Raw genomic sequence first — 20924 nt, 5'->3', positions numbered from 1 at the left:
TGGTGTTCAGTCGAGGTGGGCGACATCGTGGACAACGCTGGTTCCGGGCGCGAGCTCGCAGGCCATCTCGAAGGCGCCGACGAGGTCGTGTTGCCCGTGTACCCGCACGACGATTCGATGTGGGGCAGCCTCCAGGACCACCGCATCCACGTCGAGAACCTCGGCGCGCGCGATGATGAAGTCGCAGAATGTTTCCGGCATCAGATCCCCACTCAGGATCAGGGTTGCCGCCATGTCCGCCACTCAGATCATGTCGAGGATCTTGGTGGTGAACAGCTGATCCGCGGCCACGTCGATCCCGTTCGCGGACAACGTGGCGATGTTCTTCTCGATGAGCGCGGGCGGCAGGGTGAGCAGTCCGCCGGTATCGGTGTCGGGTGTGACCATGATCTGCGGCAGGGTCTGCGACTCGAGCAATTGCTGTGCGCGGTCGAAGCCCTGGTCTTTGCCGAAGACGTTGAGGGTCAGATCGGTGCCGAGAGCAGGATCGGCCACATTCGCCTCCCATCCGAGTCGTTCGGATCGAAGGAATGCGGCGAGCATCTCGGGATTTGTCTCGACGGTCTCGGTCTTGGCGAAGTAGACGCCCGAGAAGACCGCATAGCCGAAGTCGGCGAACAGGAAGGTGTTGGTGGCAATACCTTTGGCCTCGAGTTGTGTGGGCTCGTTGATGACGAAGACCACCTGGCCGTCAACTTCCTTGTTCACGACGGGCGCGGGATCGAACTGCACCGGGACGACCTCGATACTGTCCGGGTCGATGTTGTTGATCTGCAACAACAGGTTGAACGACGTCTCATTGAGTGCGGCAACACCGATCTTCTTCCCGATCATCTCCTGCGGGGAATTGATGGGAGAGTCGGCGAGAGACAGGATGCAGAAGGGGCTCTTCTGGAATCGGGTGCCGAAGACCTTGAGATCGGCGCCCTGCGTGATCGCATTGGCCACCACGTCGGCGTTGCTTCCGCCGACCGCTGCCTTGCCGGACATCACAACGGTGTCAGGACTGACGTTGGGGCCCCCGTTGAGAAAACCCACCTTGAGCTTGTTGTTCGCGTACAGGCCGGTGTCGGAGGCGATCCAGCTACCGGAGTGTTCGGTGGTCGGCAGCCAGCTGAGTTGGTAGTCGATGGAGGTGGTGCCGTCGGCCGCCACCGAGGTCGATGAATCGGAGCAGGCCGTGAGCAGCGTGGGTCCGCCGAGGGCTATTGCTCCGAGACCGAGACCGCCCTTGAGCAGACTCCGTCGGGACAGCGAAAATCCTGCGTGGGACATGGGGTTCTCCTTGTGGTGAAGACGTGTGCGGGGCAGAGCACTTGTGGTTGGCACTGGCAAGCGTGTGGCGAGACGCAGACGCCGGTCTCAGGTCAGGGCGGCCGTTTGCATTCGCGTGGCGATACGGCGATGTTCACGCAACATGTCGGGCAGGGCTGCAGATACCGGTTGTCCTTCGTCGACAACAACTTTGCCGTTCACGACAGTTGTCCATGCACGTGCCGGACCGCACCGAAGCAATGCCTCAACGGGATCGGACGGTGCTCCGGCCAGGGACACCGGGTCGAGGTGCCACGCGACCAGATCGGCGAGAGATCCCACCGTGAGCCGCCCCAGTTCGTCGTCCCATCCGAGGCATCGCGCCGAGCCGACGGTGGCGATGTCGAGTGCATCGCGGGCCGTCATCGCGGTAGGTCCACCCTGGAACCTCGCCAGCAGCAAGGCTGTTCGCGCTTCCAGCCACATCGAGGCGTGGTCGGTGGACGCCGAGCCGTCGCAACCGAGACCAACGGCCATCCCGTGCTCACGAAGGGTTCGGACCTTGGCGGTTCCGCCGCCGATCAACATATTCGAACTGGGACAATGGGCAACGCCGACACCTGCCGACGCCAGCCGCCTGGCCTCGACGTCGCTGGGAAAGATGAAGTGCGCCACCCATGATCGAGGGCCGGCCCAGCCCACGTCCTCGAAGTGCTCGACCGGCGTACGGCCGTACTTTTCCAGGCAGTAGGTGTGCTCGTCGGTGTCCTCGGCGAGGTGCGTGTGCATGCGGACGTCGTGTTTCTCCGCCAGCTCGGCGGTGGCACGCATGAGTGTGTCATCGACCGAGAAGGGTGAACACGGCGCAAGGCCGATACGTGTCATCGCACCCGGCTTCGGGTCGTGGTACCGCTTGATCAGGCGTTCGGAGTCTTCGAGGATCGCCTCTGCGGTCTGGGTGACGCTGTCCGGCGGAAGTCCACCGTCTTTGACGGACAACGACATCGATCCACGCGTCGGGTAGAACCGGAAGCCGATGTCATTGGCCGCGCGAATCTGGGCGTCGATCAGATTGGGTCGAGGATGCACGTAGAGGTGGTCGGTGGAGGTGGTGCAGCCGCCGAGCAGCAACTCGGTGAGCCCGATGTACGTCGACACGTACACCGCTTCCTCATCGAGCATCGACCAGATCGGATACAGGCCCGTGAGCCAGTCGAACAGGGAGCCGTTCACCACGGGACCGTAGGACCGGGTCAGGTTCTGATAGATGTGATGATGGGTGTTGATCAGGCCTGGAGTCACCAATCGACCACCGACAGAGTGGGTTTCGGCTGCTTCGGGCTCAGTTCCGGCGGATCCGAAGGCGGCTACGCGGCCGTCTGACACCGCCAGCCAGGCGTCGGGCAGTTCGTTACCCGGCTCCAGCATGAGATGTCCGATATCACGAAAAAGCAGGTCGTACATTCAGTCCTCCAGTGGGCCAGACAACTTTCGTCTGTGATGGCCCTCGCGCCCACCACTGGAGGTGAATGTCCTCTTCTGGAGGGGAGCTCCAGATCGTGTCCGGCGATGCCGGGCGGACTGTTCCGGCTCAATCGTTCTGGCCGGTAGCTCCTGAAGTTACGGTTGCCGTTTGTCTGTGGTGAAACGGCGATGTTAACGCTGCGTAACCGGTTGGGCGCACGTTGATTTGGGCACGCTCGCGGGCTGGGTTGAATTACCAGACGCCTGGGGGACGGAATTGCACACTCACCCGTGGTCCGACGCCCGTGGTTTTCGGTACGGCGTGCTGCCAGGTGCGCTGACAGCTGCCGCCCATCACCAGCAGGTCGCCATGGCCGAGTGTGAACTTCAGGGATGCGCCGCCGCCGATCGGGCGCAACAACAGCGCACGCGGCGAACCCAGCGAGAGGATCGCAACCATCGTGTCTTCGGATTTGCCCCGGCCGATGGTGTCGCCATGCCAGGCGACGCTGTCATTGCCGTTGCGGTACAGACACAATCCGGCCGACGCGAATCCCTCCGGCAGTTCTGCGCGGTAGTGGTCAGTCAGAGCGTCGCGGCACGTGCCGAGCATCGGATGGGGGCCATTGCCCGCGTCGGGGTATTGGTGGACAAGGCGGGGGACATCGAGAACGCGGTCGTACATCTGCCGTCTTTCGGCGCGCCACGGAACATCTGCGTGCAGTCGGTCGAAGACCTCGTCGGCGCCGCCGACCCAGGCCGGTCGCAGATCAACCCAGGCGCCATCGGAGAGCTCACGACGGATCACGTTCCCCAGCAGCGGGTTCAGCGTGGGTATGGAGGTGTCACTCAGATCCTCGAACAGCGACACCTGACGTCCGGGACTCATCGGTCCACCTTAGCGCGATTAGAACGTATGTGCGACAAATTTCCCATCCGGTATGCTAGAGCGCAGTTTATTTACCAACCCATTACCATTGGTGCCTGTCGGGCACGGTGGTATCGACCCGCTCAACCGCAGAAAGAGCCATGGCCAGCGCCCCGCGCACAGATAGACCCTTCGACATTGACCTGACGGCCGAAGCGGGGTCGACTCCGCGTTGACGCTCGTGTCCATCGCTCTCGGCATCCTCGTTGTACTTCTCATCTCCGCGCTCACCGGCTATTTCGTTGCCCAAGAGTTCGCATATATGTCTGTTGACCGGTCGCGACTCAAGGCGCGCGCCGAGGCCGGCGACATCGGTGCTGCCCGTGCACTCACCGTTACGCGGCGCACTTCATTCATGCTCTCCGGAGCGCAGCTGGGCATCACTGTCACCGGCCTCCTCGTCGGCTATGTCGCCGAACCCCTCATCGGCAAGGGCCTGGGTGAGCTGCTGGGTGGGGTGGGCATCCCTACCGGTGCCGGCATCGCGATCGGTGCGATCATCGCCGTCGCCTTCTCGACGCTGGTGCAGATGTTGTTCGGTGAACTGTTCCCGAAGAACCTCGCCATTGCGCGCCCTGAACCGGTCGCACGGTGGTTGGCGATGTCGACAACGCTGTACCTCCGGCTGTTCGGTTGGCTGATCTGGCTGTTCGACCAATCGTCGAATCTGCTTCTGCGCGCATTGCGGATCGAGCCGGTTCATGACGTCGAACACTCGGCGACCGCACGCGACCTCGAACACATCGTCGCGAACTCGCGGGATGCCGGCGAATTGCCTGCCGAGTTGTCGACGTTGCTCGACCGGATCCTCGACTTCCCGACGCGGACAGCCGAACACGCCATGATCCCGCGATCCCGGGTGGGCACGGTGCATGCCGACCTGCCCGTGGCCGATGTGGTGGAACTGATGGGTACCGGCCACACCCGGTATCCGGTGATCGGTTCGACGTCGGACGACCTGTTGGGTGTGATCCACCTGCACGATCTGCTCGAGGACCCGACAACGGGTACCGCTTTGTCGCGTTCACGACCGGCGGTGGTCGTGCCGACCACGTTGCCGCTTCCGCAGGTGCTGGCCCACCTGACCGAGGAATCCGATGCGATGGCACTGGTTGTCGACGAATACGGCGGATTCTCCGGCGTCATCACCGTCGAAGACATCGCTGAGGAGCTGGTCGGTGAGATCGCCGACGAGCACGACCCCGAAGGCGGCGCAGTGGTGGCGGGCAATGCCGAGGACGGTTGGACGATGCCCGGTGACCTGCACGTGGATGAGGTCGAACGGATCGTCGGATACAGCCTGCCCGACGGTGACTTCGAGACGCTGGCGGGCGCAGTTGTCGCCCGATATGCCGGGCTGCCCGAGGTCGGAGAGCGCATCGAGATCGAACTCCAACCGGACCCGGCCGATCTGGTCAGTGACGAGGACGCTCCGGTACGCAAGCTGATCGCCGAAGTGACATCGATCGAATCGCATGTTCCCGCAACGCTGTTCGTCACGTTGACGGTGACGAAGGGAGTCGACGATGAGTAACCCCTGGGTCGTCGTGGCCATCACGGTGGCGCTGATCGCGGCGTCTGCATTTTTTGTCGCGGTCGAGTTCGCGTTGATCGCCGCCAGGCGGCATCGACTCGAGGATGCCGCACCGGACAGCCGCGCGGCGCGGGCAGCGTTGCGCAGCGCATCGGAGCTGTCGGTACTTCTGGCCGGTTCGCAGCTGGGCATCACCGTCTGCACCCTCGCGTTGGGAGCGGTGACCAAACCGGCTGTGCACCATTGGCTCACCCCGATGTTCGATGACTGGGGTGCCCCACTGTGGCTCGCCGATGTCCTGGGATTCGTTCTCGCACTGATCATCGTCACCTTCCTGCACCTCGTGGTGGGGGAGATGGCACCGAAATCATGGGCGATCGCCCACCCCGAGAAGTCAGCAACCATGCTCGCATTGCCGATGCGAGGATTCATGTGGCTCACGCGGCCACTGCTGCTGACATTGAACAGAATGGCGAACTGGCTCCTGATCAAGGTCGGTGTGACGCCGGTGGATCAGGTTGACGCAGGCCAGGATTCGGACGCGCTACGGCATCTCGTGGAACATTCGGCGACAGTGGGAACACTCGACGAGCGGTACCACGGCCAACTGGCGGTGGCTCTGGAACTCGAGAATCTGACCGTCGGCGAGTTGGTGAACCGCGGCGTCGCACCGAGTTCCATCGACGTGAACGCCACTGCCGCCGACATCCGGGCGGCCGGATACGCCACCGGACACCTGCGGCTGCTGGTCAGCGGCAAGACCGGAATCGAAGGCGTGGTGCACGTTCGGGACAGCCTGACCGTGCCGCCGACCACCACTGCAGGCGAACTGATGCGGCCGGTGCTGACACTGGCCGCGGCAACCCCGGTCTATGAGGCATTACAGACGATGCGTGAAACCCGCGGGCATCTGGCCGTGGTGACCGACGGGGCGCAGACCTGTGGCCTGCTGACCATGAACGATGTGGTGAAGAAGCTGCTACCGGTGCGGGGTGCCACTGCTGTTGCCTGACCAACGGGGTCATCAAGAGCAGTGTGCGTCCGCCTTCAGGCCAGGGCGCGCAACCGCGCTGCGGCCTGTTCGATCACATTGTCGCGCTTGGCAAAAGCGAACCTGACCAGGTGGCTCCACTGGTCCTGGTGATCGACGAAGGCACTGACCGGGACCGCCGCGACACCGATCCGTTCGGGTAGGTCGCGGCAGAACGCCGCACCGTCGTGATAACCCAGCGGACGGGGATCGGCACAGACGAAGTAGGTGCCCTCGCTGCGGTGCACATCGAAACCGACATCGGTCAGCGCGCTGGTGATGAGATCGCGGCTGCGCTGCAGACGGGTTGCGGACTGGCGAACCCAGTCCATTTCGGTGTTCAGCGCGGAGGCCACGGCCGGCTGGAACGGTCCGCTGCCGACGTAGCTCATGAACTGTTTGGCGGTCCGGGCCGCGGCGACGAGCTCGGCCGGACCACTGATCCAGCCGACCTTCCAACCGGTGCAGTTGAATGTCTTGCCTGCCGAGCTGACCCGCAGCGTCCGTTCCCTCATGCCCGGCAGCGTTGCCAGTGGAGTGTGCGTGCGGTTGTCGAACAGCAGATGCTCGTAGACCTCGTCGGTCAGCGCCACCACGTCGTTCTCGATGCAGGCGTTGGCGATGGCCTGCAGATCGTCGCCGGAAAGGACGGTGCCGGTGGGGTTGTGCGGCGAATTGACGATGACCAGCGCGATATCGGATGTGATTGCACGGTGCAGCGCATCGCGATCGAGGGTGAAGCCGTCGCCGTCCGGAACCAGCGGGACGGTGACCCGGTTGGCGCCTGCCATCGCGGTGGCGGCGGCATAGCAGTCGTAGTACGGCTCGATCATCACCACGTCGCTACCCGGCTCGACCAGGCCGACAACGGCTCCGGTGATGGCCTCGGTGGCGCCGACGGTGATCAGGACCTCGGTGTCGGGGTCGTAGTGCAGCCCATAGTGGTCGAGTTGATGCTGGGCGACGGCATTCCGCAGCGCCGGGATCCCGGCGCCGGGCGGGTACTGGTTGTGTCCGGTCGCGATCGCATCCTGCGCGACCATGAGCATGGTTTCCGGGCCGTCGGTGTCCGGGAAGCCCTGCCCGAGATTGATGGCGTCGTGTTGGGCGGCCAACTGGGACATCTCGGCGAAGATCGTAGAGGAGAACGGTTGTAGCCGTTTGACGGTCCGCATGTCTGTTGGCCTCCTGAGATGTCAGATGCTCGCAGTGTCCAACGCTACAGCGGCGCGGGCGCTCAGAATCGTTCACCTCGGCGGCGCGGTCGTCAGCGGTTACGCTCAGAATCTCAGCATTTCGGTCATCGGAGGGTTTCGCGTGTCAGATCAAGGTCCCTATCCAGGCGCGCCGGGACCCAATGGTCCTGGTGGGAACAACCCGTATGGAGAACAGAATCCCTATGGGCAGCAGTACCCCGGTGCCACGCCCGGCCAACCGGGACCTGGTCAGTCGTATCCGCCGCCGGCACCGGGCTACGGTCCGGCTTCCGGTCCGGCCTATCCTCCGCCTGCTTTCCCCGGTCAGCCCTATCCGCAGCAGCCCGTCGCCCCGCCGTACGGCGCGGTCCCGCAGTACGGCGGCAGTCCGTACGGCAACTACCAGCAGCCCCCACCCCGCAAGAAGCGCACGGTGTGGGTGGTTCTCGCAGTGGTGGCGGCTGTTCTGGTCGCAGGCGTCATCGCGGTGGTGGCGCTGGCGGTTGTCCTGGCCGACGACATCGACGACGTCAAAGCAGGTGACTGCGTCACCGTGACCGGCGCCAACTCGGACGCGGACTTCGACATCGTCGGCTGCGGCACGACCTCGCCGCTGAACTTCATCGTCGCCGAGAAGCTCGATTCACGTTCCGAATCGTGTGGGGGAGAGCAATATTCGGAGCTGACTCAGACCGGCGAGGACGAAACGAAGCTCTGTCTGGTCCCCAACTTTCAGGAAGGCAACTGCTACGAGGTCCCCGTCGCGTCATTGACCGGGATGAAAGAGGTGCCCTGTGAAGTCGGGAGCAGCCAGATCAACACGGTGCTCAAGGTGCTCACCAGGGTTGATTCGACGACCGTTCCCGGTTGCCCCAGCGCGATAACGTTCGACCGTCCCAAGCCGCTCGGATTCTGCTTCGGTAGCCCCGCCGACTAGAACAGGCGATCAGCCGATGGCCGGGCCGAGCAGGTCGTCGGCGTCGGTGATCCGGTAGGCGTAACCCTGTTCGGCGAGGAACCGCTGCCGGTGGGCCGCATAGTCGGCATCGACGGTGTCGCGGGAGACCACCGAGTAGAAGTGTGCCTGTCCGCCATCGGCTTTCGGTCGCAGCAGACGGCCGAGGCGTTGGGCCTCTTCCTGCCGGGATCCGAAGGTTCCCGACACCTGGACCGCGACTGACGCCTCGGGCAGGTCGATGGAGAAGTTGGCAACCTTCGACACCACCAGCGTCTGGATCTCGCCGGTGCGGAACAGGGCGAACAGCTCTTCGCGCTCCTTGTTCTTGGTGGAGCCCTTGATCACCGGAGCGTTCAGGGCCTCGCCCAGTTCATCGAGCTGGTCGAGGTAGGCGCCGATGATCAGTGTCTGAGAATCCTTGTGCTGCTCCAGGATCGACTTCACCACGTTGATCTTGGTGTGCGCGGTGGAGCAGAGCTTGTACTTTTCCTCGGGTTCGGCGACGGCGTATTCGAGGCGCTCGTTGTCGGTCAGCGTCACCCGCACCTCGATGCATTCGGCAGGTGCGATCCAGCCCTGTGCCTCGATGTCCTTCCACGGTGCGTCGTACCGTTTCGGGCCGATCAGGCTGAACACGTCGCCTTCGCGGCCATCCTCGCGCACCAGGGTGGCGGTGAGCCCGAGTCGGCGCCGCGACTGCAGGTCGGCGGTCATCCGGAAGACCGGGGCGGGCAGCAGATGGACCTCGTCATAGATGATCAGGCCCCAGTCCCGGGAATCGAAGAGGTCGAGGTTGCGGTACTCGCCCTTCGTCTTGCGGGTCATCACCTGATAGGTCGCGATGGTGACCGGCCTGATCTCCTTGCGTTCGCCGGAGTACTCGCCGATCTCCTCCTCGGTCAGGGAGGTGCGGGCGATCAGCTCGCGTTTCCACTGCCGGCCGGCGACGGTGTTGGTGACCATGATCAGGGTGGTCGCCTGAGCCTTGGCCATGGCGGCTGCGCCGACCATCGTCTTTCCGGCGCCACAGGGCAGGACCACCACACCGGAACCGCCGGCCCAGAACGAATCGGCAGCCAACTGCTGGTAGTCGCGCAGCTCCCAGCCGTTCTCGTCGAGCGAAATCGCATGGGCTTCGCCATCGACGTATCCGGCGAGGTCTTCGGCAGGCCAGCCGACCTTGAGTAGTACCTGCTTGAGCCGACCACGCTCGGACGGATGCACGATGACGGTGTCGTCGTCGACGCGATCCCCGAGCATGGGAGCGATCTTTTTGTTGCGCATGATCTCCACGAGAACCGCGCGATCGAAGCTCACCAGGGTCAATCCGTGGACCGGACTCTTGACCAACTGCAGTCGTCCGAAGCGGCCCATGGTGTCGACGACGTCCATGAGCAGGGGCTGCGGCACGGCGTAGCGCGAGAAGCTGACCAGCGCATCCACCACCTGTTCGGCGTCGTGTCCGGCCGCGCGGGCGTTCCACAGCGCCAGCGGTGTCACCCGGTAGGTGTGCACGTGTTCGGGTGCGCGTTCGAGCTCTGCGAACGGCGCGATGGCGGCGCGCGCTTCGGCAGCTTGGGGATGGTCGACCTCGAGAAGCAGGGTCTTGTCGGATTGCACGATCAGGGGTCCGTCGGTCACAAGGAACCATTGTCCTGGGAAGTGCGCGTTTGTGCCACGTAGGGGTGACGTGCGTCTCTCTACGGGCCGAAGTTCAGTCGACCATTTCGACGGTGGTGATGCGGTGCAGGGAGAACCGGTGCTCCTCGTCGGTGCCGGGCTCGGTCGCGATCACCTGGCCGGCGCCGATCAACCGGGGGACCACCACGTGACGGCTCGCAAAGCCCTCCGCGTTGACATATCCCAGCCGAACCGTGCTCTTCGAATTCAGTGCTTTCTGCAACAGCGCGGTGGCAGGCAGTCCGCCGCCGGTCACCGAGGAGCCGCCCTTCCCAGGACGGACCAGAGTTGCGGAGTTGGCGGCATCCTGCGAACGCATGTGGGTGACCACCGCGCCGAGCCGATCGCGGCTCGGCAGCGACAGCGACGGTTTGCGGGCACTCTGGCGTTCGCGCGGTGTCGGCAGCCGCGCGCCACGGAACCTCAGGTCCACCAGTTCGCCAGTGGCGTCCTCGCCTGCCGGGGCGAACCCGGCCGCCCGGAGGTGATCGAGCACGCCGATCAGTGGTTCGGACGTCACGGCGACGGTCGGAGCCAGCGCGCGTAGCGAGAGTTCGTCGGCGACCGGGGAGCTGAGCACCGCGGCCAGCGTCGTCGGATCCTCACATCGGATGAACGTACTGGCGACGCCGACCCGGAGCTGTCCGTGTTTACGGGCGACATCGTCGATCAGATAGGAGATCGACTGCGGCACCGGCGTTTTCGAATGAGAAGTGAAGAAGGTGAGCAACTCGGTGCCGGTGCGGCCGGCGTCGAGTGCACGTCGGACGGTTGCTTCCGAGACCCGATATACCGATGCGGCGCCACCGGATTCGAGATCTGCGACCAGGCTGAGGTCGGCCATCAGTTCGGGTGTCAGCGGACCCGGTGCGGTGATCGTCTGATCTGCCTGAGCAAGGAAGTAGTCGATGGGGGCCGGGATGGACCGTGCCATCGCGGCGATTGTCTGGGACTCGATGTCCTCGGCGGTACCGGTGGCGACGATCTCACGGCCCGCGGATGTCAGCGCTCCGTGGGCGACCAGGCCCAACGCCTGTGCTTCGGCGAGTGTCTCGGCGATAGTGGTCTGCGACAACCGGCGTATCCACCGGGGGTGACGCCAGGCGATCTGCCGCCCGACCGAGATGGGACCGACAGCGGCACCGGGTTTGGCCTCGGCCAGTGCCTGCAGCACCAGCATTCGTTCGGCGCGTGCGGCGCCCTCCGAAATCGAACCGACCAGCGCGCCGATGATCGTGCCTTCCGGTGTCCGATCGCCGATCTGCCACGGACGACGGTGCAGGTCGATCCACGCCGACGCGATCGAGAACCAGCGTCGTTCGGTGCTCTGGTGGATCCAGCTGTCGGCGGATGTTGTTGGTGCCCACGACGGTTCCACACCGTCGGACAGGTCTGGTTCGGGGAAGCCGGAGTCGATCAGGCGCAGGCCCGCCAGCACCTCGAGCACCAGCCCCATCCGCTTCTCGTCCACGCCCACCGCTTTGGTCAGGCGGCGGATCTCGCGGACTCCCATCCCGCCTGCCCGCAGGACCGTCGCCGGCTGCGCACCGAGTGCCTCGAGCACATCTGTGCTGTGCCGCAAGAACTCCATGGCCTCGCCCGCGGCGGCCGCGTCGACTTCGCCGAGACCGATCTTGCGGCCGCCGCCGCCGGTCAATTCCGGTGGGCGCGGAACCTTGGGCTCGGCCGGATCCTCGCCGCGCAACAACTGCCCGACCACCACCGGCAATTCGACGGTCTGCTCGTCCACCACGACAAGCAGATCCTGGTGAACGAGTTGGGGAACCGGTCGGTCCGAGTCCGGTCCGAGTGCGGCGTCACGGGTTCGGCCGAGGCCGGGGCCGGTGGACAGCGTGGTCAACAGTTCGCGTTCGCGCTCACCGAGCGCGTCGATCTTCTTCCGGATCTCCTCGAGGTCGCACAGGTTGATGGGCGCGGTGGCCAGCGGTGCGCGCCAGGGCCACGCAGCAGGCATATGCGGTCCGGTCCGCAGGGCTTCTTGCGGACCCCAGATCAGCGCCAGCGCGTTCAGCGAATCGATCCGGGCGCGGATCGCGGCCGGATCGCCGCGCTGCGACAGGGCTTCGGTGACGGCAGCGGCGGTGACGGCCTCGCCGCCGGACTCCCGTCGCAATGTGCTCAGGGTTTCGAGAACGGCCACCGCGAGCAGGTCCAGATCTTCGCCGGCACGGTTGATCGAGGCTGCCGACAACGCCCGCTGGGCGAGGACCACAACACCCGGAGGAGGTGGGCTTGCCAGGTCGGGCCGCGCCTGCAACAGATCAAGCAGTTGTTCGTCGCTGCGCGAGGCGAGGTCGTCGGCCAGGCTGATTGGCTGGTCGGGGCTCATCCAGTAGATGATATGCGCGCCGGTCATGGCACAATGACCGCCGTGGCTGAAAAGAAGAAGTACGTGGACAACGGTTGGCCTGAGGTTCCGGAAGGCGAGCACGCCGTGAGTGAATTCACGTCCGATCGTTCCGGATCGCTGTCACCCTTTGGCGACATCACATTCCCGCTGGATCCGAGCGATCTTCCCTACCTCCATCCCCGCACCACGGTCAATCGCTGATCGGTGGATCCCTCATCGGATTCGGGGCGCCTGACTCATCTCGATGAGTCCGGGGCAGCGAAGATGGTCGATGTCGGAGGCAAACCCGCGACCACCCGAAAAGCTGTGGCAACGGGCACGTTTGTGACCACCGCCGAAGTGATCGGGCTGCTGTCGTCTGGTGGTCTGCCCAAGGGCGATGCCTTGGCCACGGCCCGGATCGCCGGGATCATGGCGGCCAAGAAGACCCCTGAACTGATCCCGCTCTGTCATCAGGTGGCGCTCAGTTCCGTCGGCGTCGACTTCGAACTCGGTGAGAGCACCATCGAGGTGCGGGCCACGGCCGTCACCACCGATCGCACCGGCGTCGAGATGGAAGCGCTGACCGCTGTCGCCGTTACCGGTCTCACGCTTCACGACATGGTCAAAGGGGTCGACCCCCGCGCACAGATGACCGACATCGGACTTGCCGAAAAGACCGGTGGCAAGAAAGGTCATTGGAAGCGCGACGATGGGTAAGACCCATTCACCGGGGTCTGAGCACGCCACATCGCGCACCGCCGCCATCGTGGTCGCCTCGACACGGGCTGCCACCGGCGTGTATCCGGACCGCTGTGGGCCGATCATCGCCGGGTGGCTGCGAGAGCGCGGTTATGAGGTCGGGCAGCCGCAGGTCGTGCCGGACGGCGACGCGGTGGGCGAGGCGCTGCGCGGTGCTGTTGACGCCGGTGTTGCCCTCATCATCACCACCGGGGGAACCGGGCTCACACCCACCGACCACACACCCGAACAAACCGCCGCCGTGATCGACCGCGCGATACCTGGTCTGGCCGACGCCATCCGGCGCAGCGGTCTTCCGAAGGTGCCCACCGCGGTCCTCTCACGTGGCATCGTCGGCACTGCCGGACGCACTCTGATCGTCAACCTCCCCGGCTCCAGCGGAGGTGTGCGGGACGGACTCGAGGTACTCGAGCCGGTTCTCGACCACGCGATCGATCAGATCAACGGAGGTGATCACTGATGGCAGCCGTGGTGGCTTTGGCCGCCGTGACCGAGGAACCGTTGTCGACCGCTGTCCACGAACAGCTTGCCGGTGATGCCGCCGACGGTACTGCCGGGGCAATCGTGAGTTTTGTTGGTGCCGTGCGCAATCACGATGGCGGCCGAGACGTGACCGCTCTGAATTACAGTGCCCATCCGACCGCTGCCGAGGTGGTGGCAAGAGTTGTCGGCGAGGTCGCGGCGGCCGCGGAAGGTGTACGTGCCGTTGCGGTGTCGCATCGCGTCGGCAATCTCGCCATCGGCGACGCCGCACTGGTGGTCGCCGTCGCCGCCGATCACCGGCAGGCGGCGTTTGCCACGTGTGCGCTGCTGGTCGACGAGGTCAAAGCCCAGCTGCCGGTGTGGAAACACCAGATCTTCGCCGACGGCACCGACGAATGGGTCGGTTCGGCCTGAGGCTTGCCGGCTTCGGGTCGGCTCGGATATCGCAACTCTTCGGGATAGCAATCGGCGCGGCGGTGAGATGTTCACCGCCGCGCCGATCAGCGTTTGTGGGTCCAGGGCCCGTGGGCCGTGTGTGTGGCTACTTCCCGGCCGCTTCCACGATCTTCGGGGTCATCTGATCAGTTGCCCATTCGAGGCTGGGTGCTGACGGGAACGCCAGTGCAGCCGGGACCGACTCGGTCTTCGGGATCGCCACGACGGCACCACGTTTGACGGCAGGCATGTTGGTCCACAGTTGCTGATCACTGAGCAGACTCATCTGGTCGGCGGTGTCCGGGAACACGATCAGCACATCGGCGTCGAGCTTCTCCAGGCTTTCGTAGCTGACCTGGGTCCGGCCGTTGGTGCACGGGACGCTCTCTGCGTAGTCGGACAACACCATGCCGAACTCCTTCATGACGCGGCCCAGGTTGTCGTCGGCCGAGCACAGGATGTAGACGTCGGATGCCGACGGCGAGATGAGGACATTGAACGTCTTGCCCTTGAGCTGCGGGTTGGCCGCTGCGGCGTCGGAGAGTGTCGAATCTGCCGAGGCGATGACCTCTTCACCCTTGGACTCGAGGCCAAGGGCTTTGGCGACCTTTCGGGTCGAGTCCTGCCAGGAATCACCGTTCGCCTGGGTCGTGTACGACACGATCGGTGCCACGTCCACCAGTGCGGCATTCGTCTGATCGACCAGGCCGTAGAACGCGGTGCCCACCATGACGTCGGGCTCCAGGGCCAGAATCGCTTCGAGAGTGGACGACTGCGCGGTGCTGAGGTCCAACTTTGGGGTTCCGGCGGGGTACTTGCCCTGCGCCCAGGGGAACAGGCCGGTGCCGTTGGTTGTCGCGTCGGTCTGGGCGCTGGTGGGGATGGCGATCGGCGTCACGCCGAGTGAGAGGACGATGTCTGCGTCGGTCGGACTCAGTGCCAGGACCCGCTCGGGCTTCGATTCGATGGTGACGTCACCGAACGCACCGCCCACGGTCACCGGGAACGAACCAGAAGTCGACTCCGAGGCGGCCGCGGTTTCCGTTGCCTTCCGGGCATCGTTCGTCTGGTTGCCGTCGCTGTCAGACCCGCAGGCCGCGAGTAACGGAAGGAGGACCGTACCCGCGGCGACAACGCCGATCAGGCGGTTGCGCCACTGCATGTTCTTCGACCGTCGCTCCGACGTCATTCTGGTCTTCCTGTCGCTCAACGTGTTTCCACGAATATCTTAAGGAAGGCTCACCTTATCACCGGGGAATTCGGTGGCGAATACGTCCGCAGCGGACGCAACACCAGCGCTCCGCAGAGGGAGACGACAAGCAGGATTCCGCTGTAGACGGTGACCGCGCTCGATGCCGCCATGAAGCTGCCGACGGCACCGGCCAGCAGTGCGCCAACCGAGAGGCCCGCGACTTCCTGTGCGGCCCAGAGGCTGTTGACGCGGCCGAGCAGCGCGGCCGGAGTATTGGTCTGGATCAGGTTGTAGCGCAGCACTTCCTGGATGGTTGTCGCCGCCCCGAATGCGATCAGCAGTGGTACTGCGAGCAGGATGGTGGTCGCGAGGCCAACCGCGCCCTGCAGGACAAAACCAATGGCCAGTGCCGTCAGCAGCACCAGTCCGGGCCTGCGCAGGTAAGACAGCCAGCCGCTGGTGAAGGACGCGATCACCGCCCCGATCGCGCCGGCGGCGTAGAGCAGGCCGGTGGTCCGCGAATCTCCGGAGAATCGCTCGTCGACAAATGCGGGGATCAACGCGAGCAGTCCGCCGCCGAGCATCGCGATCACGCCGACCGCGATCACCCCGCCGACGAGTCGGTCGCGACGCAGGAACTGCACGGCGGATTCGCGGGCGGGGACAGCCTTGCCGTCGACCGGTTCCGTCGGCTCGTGGGTCGGCGCCGGAAGGCGGGGGAGCCCGGACAAGATGATGATCGTGATCGCCGTTCCGATGGTGGTGATCCAGTAGTTCCACGACACCGACCAGGTCGCCACGATCAGGCCGGCCAGCAGCGGGGACAGCACCGCGCCGAGCCGGACCGTCAATGCATTGAGGGCGCCGACACCGATCATCTGGTCGGACGGGATCAGGCTGGGGATCACCGACAGCAACGCGGCGACGCTGATCGATCCGAATGCCCCGTTGAGGACCGTCAGGACCGCGATTGCGGTGACCGACGGCGACGGGAGTATCGCGTTGACGCCGAGCCCGATGAACGTCAGGCCCGCGATCGTGCGGGACAACAGGATCAGGGTTCGGCGATCGTATCGGTCGGCGAGCACACCGCCTGCGAGCATGCCGCCGATCGTGGCGACACCGCCCAGCGCCGACACCAGGCCGACGAGGAACGTCGAACCGCTGAGGTTGTAGGTCTGGATCGGAACCGACACCGTCAGCATCCCGATCCCGAGCAGGGAGATCGTCCGCGCGATGAAGATCCGACGGAAGTTCACGCTCTCACGCAGTGGTCGAAGATCGAGGAGGACCCGGCGTTTGTTGGTGGTTCGTTCCGCTGTCACAGATCAGTACCTCTCGGGCGGCCCACACCGGCGTTGCGCGTTCGGTGGTCCAGTGGTCATCGGTGAATCATGTTTGGCTACCCTAAGGCGAACAGATCGTATCGCAGTGTTGTGTGCCACAACCCAATCGAAGGGGCCGCGCAGTCGTGACCACCGAACGACACGTCCCGCCGGAGCGGACATCGCTGCCGATCGTGCTGCGGCACTTGCACGTTGTCCGGGTTGTCGATGTGACTCCACATATGCGGCGCGTGACCCTCGGCGGTGAACAGCTCGGCGCGTTCAGTGCCTGCGGCTACGACCTCACGCCGTTCGCGACGCACAATCCGGACGACTACGTGAAACTCTTCTTCGCAGACCCCGAAACGGACGTGCTCACCCTGCCCGAGCAGGACGATGGCCACCTCGATTGGCCAAAGCGCCCGGCGCCGACCTCGCGGTCGTACACGGTTCGCAGTTACGACGCGGCCGCAGGCGAGCTGGACATCGACTTCGTGCTGCACGGTCGCGGTGTTGCCGGTGAGTGGGCCCGTGCGGTGCGGCCGGGCGACAGTATTCATCTCGCGGGACCGAAGGTGACCACCGCGCCGCCGGTGGGTGCGCCGTGGTGGATCCTGGCGGGGGACGAAACAGCATTGCCTGCGATCGCGCACTACCTCGATGCACCGCCGGCCGGGACGCCGGTTCATGCTTTCGTCGTGGTGCCCGATGCTGCCGATGAACAGGCCGACGTCGATGGGATCACGTGGTTGCGGCGCCGCGCCGACGTCACCGACGGTCAGCAGTTGGCCGCGGCGATCAACGAATTGTCACTTCCCGACGGCGACGGCTGGATGTGGATCGCCGGCGAGGCCGGGACCGTTCGCGAGCTTCGCGCAGTGGCGAAGTCTCTGGGTGTCGGCAAGGCGATGCTCGACGCGAGTGGTTATTGGCGCAGGCCCGTCACCGGTGGTGTTCTCGAGCGGGTCCGCACGCTGCGTGTGCAGGCGACCGAAACCCTGGCGGGCAGACTGTAAGCAGGCCGAACAAGATCCCGATTGACCGGCTATGCCTTGGTCAGGCTAACCTAAGGCTCGGTTGTCGTTTCGGGAAAGAGAAGTCGCATCGTGCAGCTCCGTCAGCAGGTTCTGCGCACATCCAGCGCCTCGCAGAACGTCCTTCTGGCGCAGGCACTCGCTCCGGGGAATCCCACCTTCGTGGTTGGACAGTTCCTGCGGATGAGCGGCCCGCTCGAGGTCGAGCGGCTGGTGCGTGCAACGGATTCCACACTGGCCGTCCTGGACGTGGCGACGGCCAGGTTCACGGTCGATGCCGATGGTGCGGCGATGTCTCTGGGCCACGAGGCGCCCCCAACCGAGGTCGTGGATCTCATGGCGGAACGGTCGCCGGAAACGGCCGCGCTCGAATGGGCGCGCCGCCGCCATTCGGTCGCCATCGATCCGGCATCGCAGCCCTGCGTGCGGGCAACCGTGCTCATCCTGGGCGCGCAGACCCACCGCCTTCACCTGGCCGCCCACCATGCGGCCCTCGATGCCTTCGGTATCGCGCTGCTGATGCGCAAAGTCTCGGCGGTGTACGAGGGTGCCGAACCCCTGGTGCCCTCCGTCGGGGACGTGGTCGATGACGACCTGCGGTACCGCGCGAGCGAACAGTTCGGCATCGACCGAGAGTTCTGGACGCAGGAACTGGCCGGGTCAGATCCCGCTGTCTCGCTTGCACATCCGGATGCCGGTCCGGCAGCCATTGCGACATCGGTGCGGACCGAACGGATCATGGTGCCGCCGCAGACCGTCGACGCGATGACCGGTTCGGCGTCAGGCGGCGGCACCTGGATCGAGGCACTGGCGGCAGGTTTTGCCGGCTTTGTGGCCCGCGTGACCGATCGCGACGACGTGATCCTGGGATTCCCGATGATGGCACGTATGGGTACGGCTGCGACCCGGGTGCCGACGACCTCGGTGAATGTTGTTCCGCTGCGGATGCATACCGCTCGGACGAGCAGCGCCCGCGAGATCATGGAGTCCTTTGCGCAGACCAGGTCGCGGATCAGTGCACACGCGAGATACCGCGGAGAGGACATCGCGCGGTCGGTGAGATCGAGCGGATCATCGCCGATCGTCGGACCGTCGATCAACATCAAACCGTTCGGCGACCGGATTCGCTTCGCCGGACTGGACGCTTCGGTCGAATCCCTGGCTCGTGGGCCGGTGACCGATCTGAGCATCACCGCACAGCGCGTCGAACGTACCGGGGCAGTGGAGTTGTGCATCGACGCAGACTCCGAGCGATACACCGAATCCGAACTCGCTGCGCTCGGCGTGCGTCTGGTCGCGTTCATCGACCGTTTCTTTGCACCCGGACCACCGACCCGCCTCGGTCAGGTCCCGGTCGCGACGCCGCGTGAGGTGGACGCACTGCCGATCGCGGGGAGCAGTGTCGAGTTCGACTCGAATGCAGATGTGCTGCAACTGATTCGTAGTACGGCCGAGCGCACGCCGAATGCAGTCGCGATCACCTCGGGCGACGATGCGATGCGTTACGGCGATCTGGTCGAGGCCACCGACCGTTTGGCCGACCGTCTGCGGCAGCAAGGCGTCGGTGTCGGCGACAGGGTTGCGATCCTGTTGCCCCGGACACCGGAGCTCGTCGTCGCGCTGTTGGCAACATTGGCCGCGGGTGCGGCCTACGTTCCACTCGATCCGCGCTTCCCGGCCGACCGGGTGGAATACATGCTCGGGCACAGCGATCCGCGGACCATCCTCACAACGACGGACTGCGCCGGGGTCTTGTCCGGCAGGCAACTCGAGCGCACGCTTGTTCTCGATGCGCCGGGCGGAGACGTTCACCCGGATCCGGCCCGGTCGCAGGGGTGGTCGGGTACTGCTCACCGGACACCGGATTCGGTGGCCTACGTGATCTACACGTCGGGTTCGACCGGATTGCCCAAAGGGGTTGCGATCAGCGACCGGGCGATGGCAAACCTGGTGTGCGACATGAGTGCGCGATTCGGATTCGGCTCGCAGACCGTGATGTTGGCGGTCACCACGATCTCCTTCGACATCGCGGTGCTCGAATTGTTCTCACCTTTGATCTCGGGTGGTTCGGTTGTGTTGGCAGGCAACACCGAGATCCAGGATCCGCAGGCACTCGCCGATCGGATCTGTTCGGACGGTGTGAATGTCATGCAGGCGACACCGGCGCTGTGGGCGGGGTTGCTCACGCTCGGTCCGGCTCTGGATCTGCGCGGCGTCGACGTCCTGGTTGGCGGCGAACCGTTGCCCGAACCCGTTGCCGAAGCGCTCGGAGCTGCCGCCCGAACCGTCTGGAACATGTACGGCCCCACAGAGACAACAGTGTGGTCGACGGTGGCCGCGGTGAGCTCCGGTGCCGACATCACCGTCGGTAGGCCTATCGCCAATACCCGCGCATACGTCCTCGACAGAGCATTGCAACCGGTCCCGGTGGGGGCGGTCGGGGAGCTCTACCTCGCCGGTGACGGTGTCGCAACGGGATACTTCGGGCAGGCCGATCTCACAGCGGCCCGATTTGTTGCCGATCCGGATCAGTCGGGGTGCCGGATGTACCGCACCGGCGATCTGGCGCGGTGGGGGACCGATGGTCGACTCGCCTGTCTCGGACGCACCGATGATCAGGTCAAGGTCCGCGGTTTCCGGGTCGAGTTGGGTGATGTGGAAACCGCGGTTGCCGCGATGGCAGGCGTGGATCGATGTGTCGCAAGGGTGATTCCGAGCGCCACCGGTGGGCAGTTGGTGGCATACGTCCGCCCGGTTGCCGACGCGGTGGTCGACCCGGCGAAGATACGCGATGACCTGCGACTGATACTGCCTGAATACATGATCCCGGCAGCGGTACTCGAAGTGGCCGGGTTCCCGCAGACGCCGAACGGGAAACTCGATCGTAAAGCGCTGCCTGCGCCGGACTTCTCGTCGATGGTCACCGACTCCAGAGAACCCGAGAACGAGGTCGAGTCGGCGCTGTGTGCTGTCTTCGCGCAGGTGCTCGGTGTGGCGCAGGTGGGCGTCGAGGACGATTTCTTCGGCCTCGGTGGCGACAGCATCACCGCGGTTCGGGTGGTCGGTGCGGCCGCCCGGGTGGGATTGAAGCTGACGGCGGCCCACGTGTTCGAATCGAGAACCGTTGCGGTACTGGCGCCGCTGGCCACACCGGTGACGGCCTTCGCGCCCATATCAGCTCCTGCGCAGGCCCACCCGCGACAGCGGGTGGCTCCTGACACCGCAGTGTTCACCGGGCTCTCGCAAGAAGAGCTCGACGAGTTCGAAGGCGAAGGCAACCTACTGTGACGACAGGCTCG

Annotated in this window: 18 protein-coding genes; 9 read left to right on the top strand and 9 right to left on the bottom strand. The window is 65.0% G+C overall.

Features of this window, described 5'->3' with window-relative positions; translation table 11 throughout:
• Positions 1–6: 6 nt before the first annotated feature.
• The 4 genes from AC56PL_RS24360 to AC56PL_RS24345 form a co-directional block, all read right to left on the bottom strand.
• Positions 7–234 carry a hypothetical protein gene (locus AC56PL_RS24360; RefSeq protein WP_497155411.1) on the bottom strand — a complete coding sequence of 76 codons (228 nt, stop codon included), beginning with the start codon at positions 232–234 and terminating at the stop codon, positions 7–9.
• Positions 235–243: 9 nt separating this feature from the next.
• Positions 244–1275 carry an ABC transporter substrate-binding protein gene (locus AC56PL_RS24355; RefSeq protein ID WP_495517515.1) on the bottom strand — a complete coding sequence of 344 codons (1032 nt, stop codon included), beginning with the start codon at positions 1273–1275 and terminating at the stop codon, positions 244–246.
• Between the two features lie 87 nt (positions 1276–1362).
• Positions 1363–2718 (bottom strand): 8-oxoguanine deaminase, encoded by a 1356-nt coding sequence (locus AC56PL_RS24350; RefSeq protein ID WP_497155410.1) that lies wholly within the window; start codon positions 2716–2718, stop codon positions 1363–1365.
• A gap of 253 nt (positions 2719–2971) precedes the next feature.
• Positions 2972–3607, bottom strand: a complete 636-nt coding sequence (locus tag AC56PL_RS24345) for an alpha-ketoglutarate-dependent dioxygenase AlkB (RefSeq protein ID WP_495517517.1) — start codon at positions 3605–3607, stop codon at positions 2972–2974.
• Positions 3608–3818: 211 nt separating this feature from the next.
• On the opposite strand from AC56PL_RS24345, the gene AC56PL_RS24340 reads away from it, so the two are divergent.
• Together AC56PL_RS24340 and AC56PL_RS24335 are read left to right on the top strand one after the other, a co-directional pair.
• On the top strand, positions 3819–5180 hold the full coding sequence (locus AC56PL_RS24340) for a hemolysin family protein (protein ID WP_497155409.1): 1362 nt from the start codon (positions 3819–3821) through the stop codon (positions 5178–5180).
• Positions 5173–6192, top strand: a complete 1020-nt coding sequence (locus tag AC56PL_RS24335) for a CNNM domain-containing protein (RefSeq protein ID WP_495517519.1) — start codon at positions 5173–5175, stop codon at positions 6190–6192. The genes AC56PL_RS24340 and AC56PL_RS24335 overlap by 8 nt, the downstream gene beginning before the upstream one ends.
• Before the next feature lie 35 nt (positions 6193–6227).
• On the opposite strand, the gene AC56PL_RS24330 is transcribed toward AC56PL_RS24335, so the two are convergent.
• Positions 6228–7385 (bottom strand): pyridoxal phosphate-dependent aminotransferase, encoded by a 1158-nt coding sequence (locus AC56PL_RS24330; RefSeq protein ID WP_495517520.1) that lies wholly within the window; start codon positions 7383–7385, stop codon positions 6228–6230.
• 142 nt (positions 7386–7527) lie between these two features.
• Here AC56PL_RS24330 and AC56PL_RS24325 point away from each other — a divergent pair, with 142 nt between their 5' ends.
• Positions 7528–8343, top strand: coding sequence for an LppU/SCO3897 family protein (locus AC56PL_RS24325; RefSeq protein WP_497155408.1), 816 nt, complete (start codon positions 7528–7530; stop codon positions 8341–8343).
• Between the two features lie 9 nt (positions 8344–8352).
• On the opposite strand, the gene AC56PL_RS24320 is transcribed toward AC56PL_RS24325, so the two are convergent.
• Both AC56PL_RS24320 and AC56PL_RS24315 read right to left on the bottom strand, forming a co-directional pair.
• Positions 8353–10005 (bottom strand): DNA repair helicase XPB, encoded by a 1653-nt coding sequence (locus AC56PL_RS24320; protein WP_495517522.1) that lies wholly within the window; start codon positions 10003–10005, stop codon positions 8353–8355.
• A gap of 73 nt (positions 10006–10078) precedes the next feature.
• Entirely contained in the window at positions 10079–12421 is a 2343-nt protein-coding gene (locus AC56PL_RS24315; protein WP_497155407.1) for a helicase-associated domain-containing protein, read from the bottom strand.
• Positions 12422–12427: 6 nt separating this feature from the next.
• On the opposite strand from AC56PL_RS24315, the gene AC56PL_RS24310 reads away from it, so the two are divergent.
• Genes AC56PL_RS24310 through AC56PL_RS24295 form a run of 4 tightly spaced genes read left to right on the top strand, consistent with a single transcriptional unit; the run spans position 12428 to position 14053 of the window.
• The gene (locus tag AC56PL_RS24310) at positions 12428–12616 is read left to right on the top strand and encodes a hypothetical protein (protein ID WP_495517524.1); all 189 of its coding nucleotides are present in this window, start codon (positions 12428–12430) and stop codon (positions 12614–12616) included.
• 3 nt (positions 12617–12619) lie between these two features.
• Positions 12620–13114 carry a cyclic pyranopterin monophosphate synthase MoaC gene (gene moaC / locus AC56PL_RS24305; protein WP_495517525.1) on the top strand — a complete coding sequence of 165 codons (495 nt, stop codon included), beginning with the start codon at positions 12620–12622 and terminating at the stop codon, positions 13112–13114.
• Positions 13107–13616 carry a MogA/MoaB family molybdenum cofactor biosynthesis protein gene (locus AC56PL_RS24300; RefSeq protein ID WP_497155406.1) on the top strand — a complete coding sequence of 170 codons (510 nt, stop codon included), beginning with the start codon at positions 13107–13109 and terminating at the stop codon, positions 13614–13616. Before moaC ends, AC56PL_RS24300 begins: the two co-directional genes overlap by 8 nt.
• Complete coding sequence (locus AC56PL_RS24295; protein WP_495517527.1) at positions 13616–14053, top strand: molybdenum cofactor biosynthesis protein MoaE; 438 nt, start codon at positions 13616–13618, stop codon at positions 14051–14053. Before AC56PL_RS24300 ends, AC56PL_RS24295 begins: the two co-directional genes overlap by 1 nt.
• 127 nt (positions 14054–14180) lie before the next feature.
• Here the strand turns inward: AC56PL_RS24295 and AC56PL_RS24290 are convergent, their stop codons facing one another.
• Together AC56PL_RS24290 and entS are read right to left on the bottom strand one after the other, a co-directional pair.
• The gene (locus tag AC56PL_RS24290) at positions 14181–15263 is read right to left on the bottom strand and encodes an iron-siderophore ABC transporter substrate-binding protein (protein WP_497155405.1); all 1083 of its coding nucleotides are present in this window, start codon (positions 15261–15263) and stop codon (positions 14181–14183) included.
• A 50-nt stretch (positions 15264–15313) separates the two neighbouring features.
• Positions 15314–16591 (bottom strand): enterobactin transporter EntS, encoded by a 1278-nt coding sequence (entS, locus tag AC56PL_RS24285; protein ID WP_497155404.1) that lies wholly within the window; start codon positions 16589–16591, stop codon positions 15314–15316.
• Positions 16592–16737: 146 nt separating this feature from the next.
• Here entS and AC56PL_RS24280 point away from each other — a divergent pair, with 146 nt between their 5' ends.
• On the top strand, positions 16738–17607 hold the full coding sequence (locus AC56PL_RS24280) for a siderophore-interacting protein (protein ID WP_497155403.1): 870 nt from the start codon (positions 16738–16740) through the stop codon (positions 17605–17607).
• A gap of 90 nt (positions 17608–17697) precedes the next feature.
• On the top strand, positions 17698–20913 hold the full coding sequence (locus tag AC56PL_RS24275; RefSeq protein WP_497155402.1) for an amino acid adenylation domain-containing protein: 3216 nt from the start codon (positions 17698–17700) through the stop codon (positions 20911–20913).
• Positions 20914–20924: the final 11 nt, after the last annotated feature.

The organism is Williamsia sp. Y721 (assembly GCF_059683565.1).
The sequence above is the reverse complement of the archived record's forward strand: the minus strand, read 5'-3'. Positions and strand labels throughout refer to the sequence as shown.

Bases quoted from the DNA above. Each gene is read 5' to 3' on its own strand.
- AC56PL_RS24360 (WP_497155411.1), bottom strand. From the start codon at position 234: ATGGCGGCAACCCTGATCCTGAGTGGGGATCTGATGCCGGAAACATTC.
- AC56PL_RS24355 (WP_495517515.1), bottom strand. From the start codon at position 1,275: ATGTCCCACGCAGGATTTTCGCTGTCCCGACGGAGTCTGCTCAAGGGC.
- AC56PL_RS24350 (WP_497155410.1), bottom strand. From the start codon at position 2,718: ATGTACGACCTGCTTTTTCGTGATATCGGACATCTCATGCTGGAGCCG.
- AC56PL_RS24345 (WP_495517517.1), bottom strand. From the start codon at position 3,607: ATGAGTCCCGGACGTCAGGTGTCGCTGTTCGAGGATCTGAGTGACACC.
- AC56PL_RS24335 (WP_495517519.1), top strand. From the start codon at position 5,173: ATGAGTAACCCCTGGGTCGTCGTGGCCATCACGGTGGCGCTGATCGCG.
- AC56PL_RS24330 (WP_495517520.1), bottom strand. From the start codon at position 7,385: ATGCGGACCGTCAAACGGCTACAACCGTTCTCCTCTACGATCTTCGCC.
- AC56PL_RS24315 (WP_497155407.1), bottom strand. From the start codon at position 12,421: ATGACCGGCGCGCATATCATCTACTGGATGAGCCCCGACCAGCCAATC.
- AC56PL_RS24310 (WP_495517524.1), top strand. From the start codon at position 12,428: ATGACCGCCGTGGCTGAAAAGAAGAAGTACGTGGACAACGGTTGGCCT.
- AC56PL_RS24300 (WP_497155406.1), top strand. From the start codon at position 13,107: ATGGGTAAGACCCATTCACCGGGGTCTGAGCACGCCACATCGCGCACC.
- AC56PL_RS24295 (WP_495517527.1), top strand. From the start codon at position 13,616: ATGGCAGCCGTGGTGGCTTTGGCCGCCGTGACCGAGGAACCGTTGTCG.
- AC56PL_RS24290 (WP_497155405.1), bottom strand. From the start codon at position 15,263: ATGACGTCGGAGCGACGGTCGAAGAACATGCAGTGGCGCAACCGCCTG.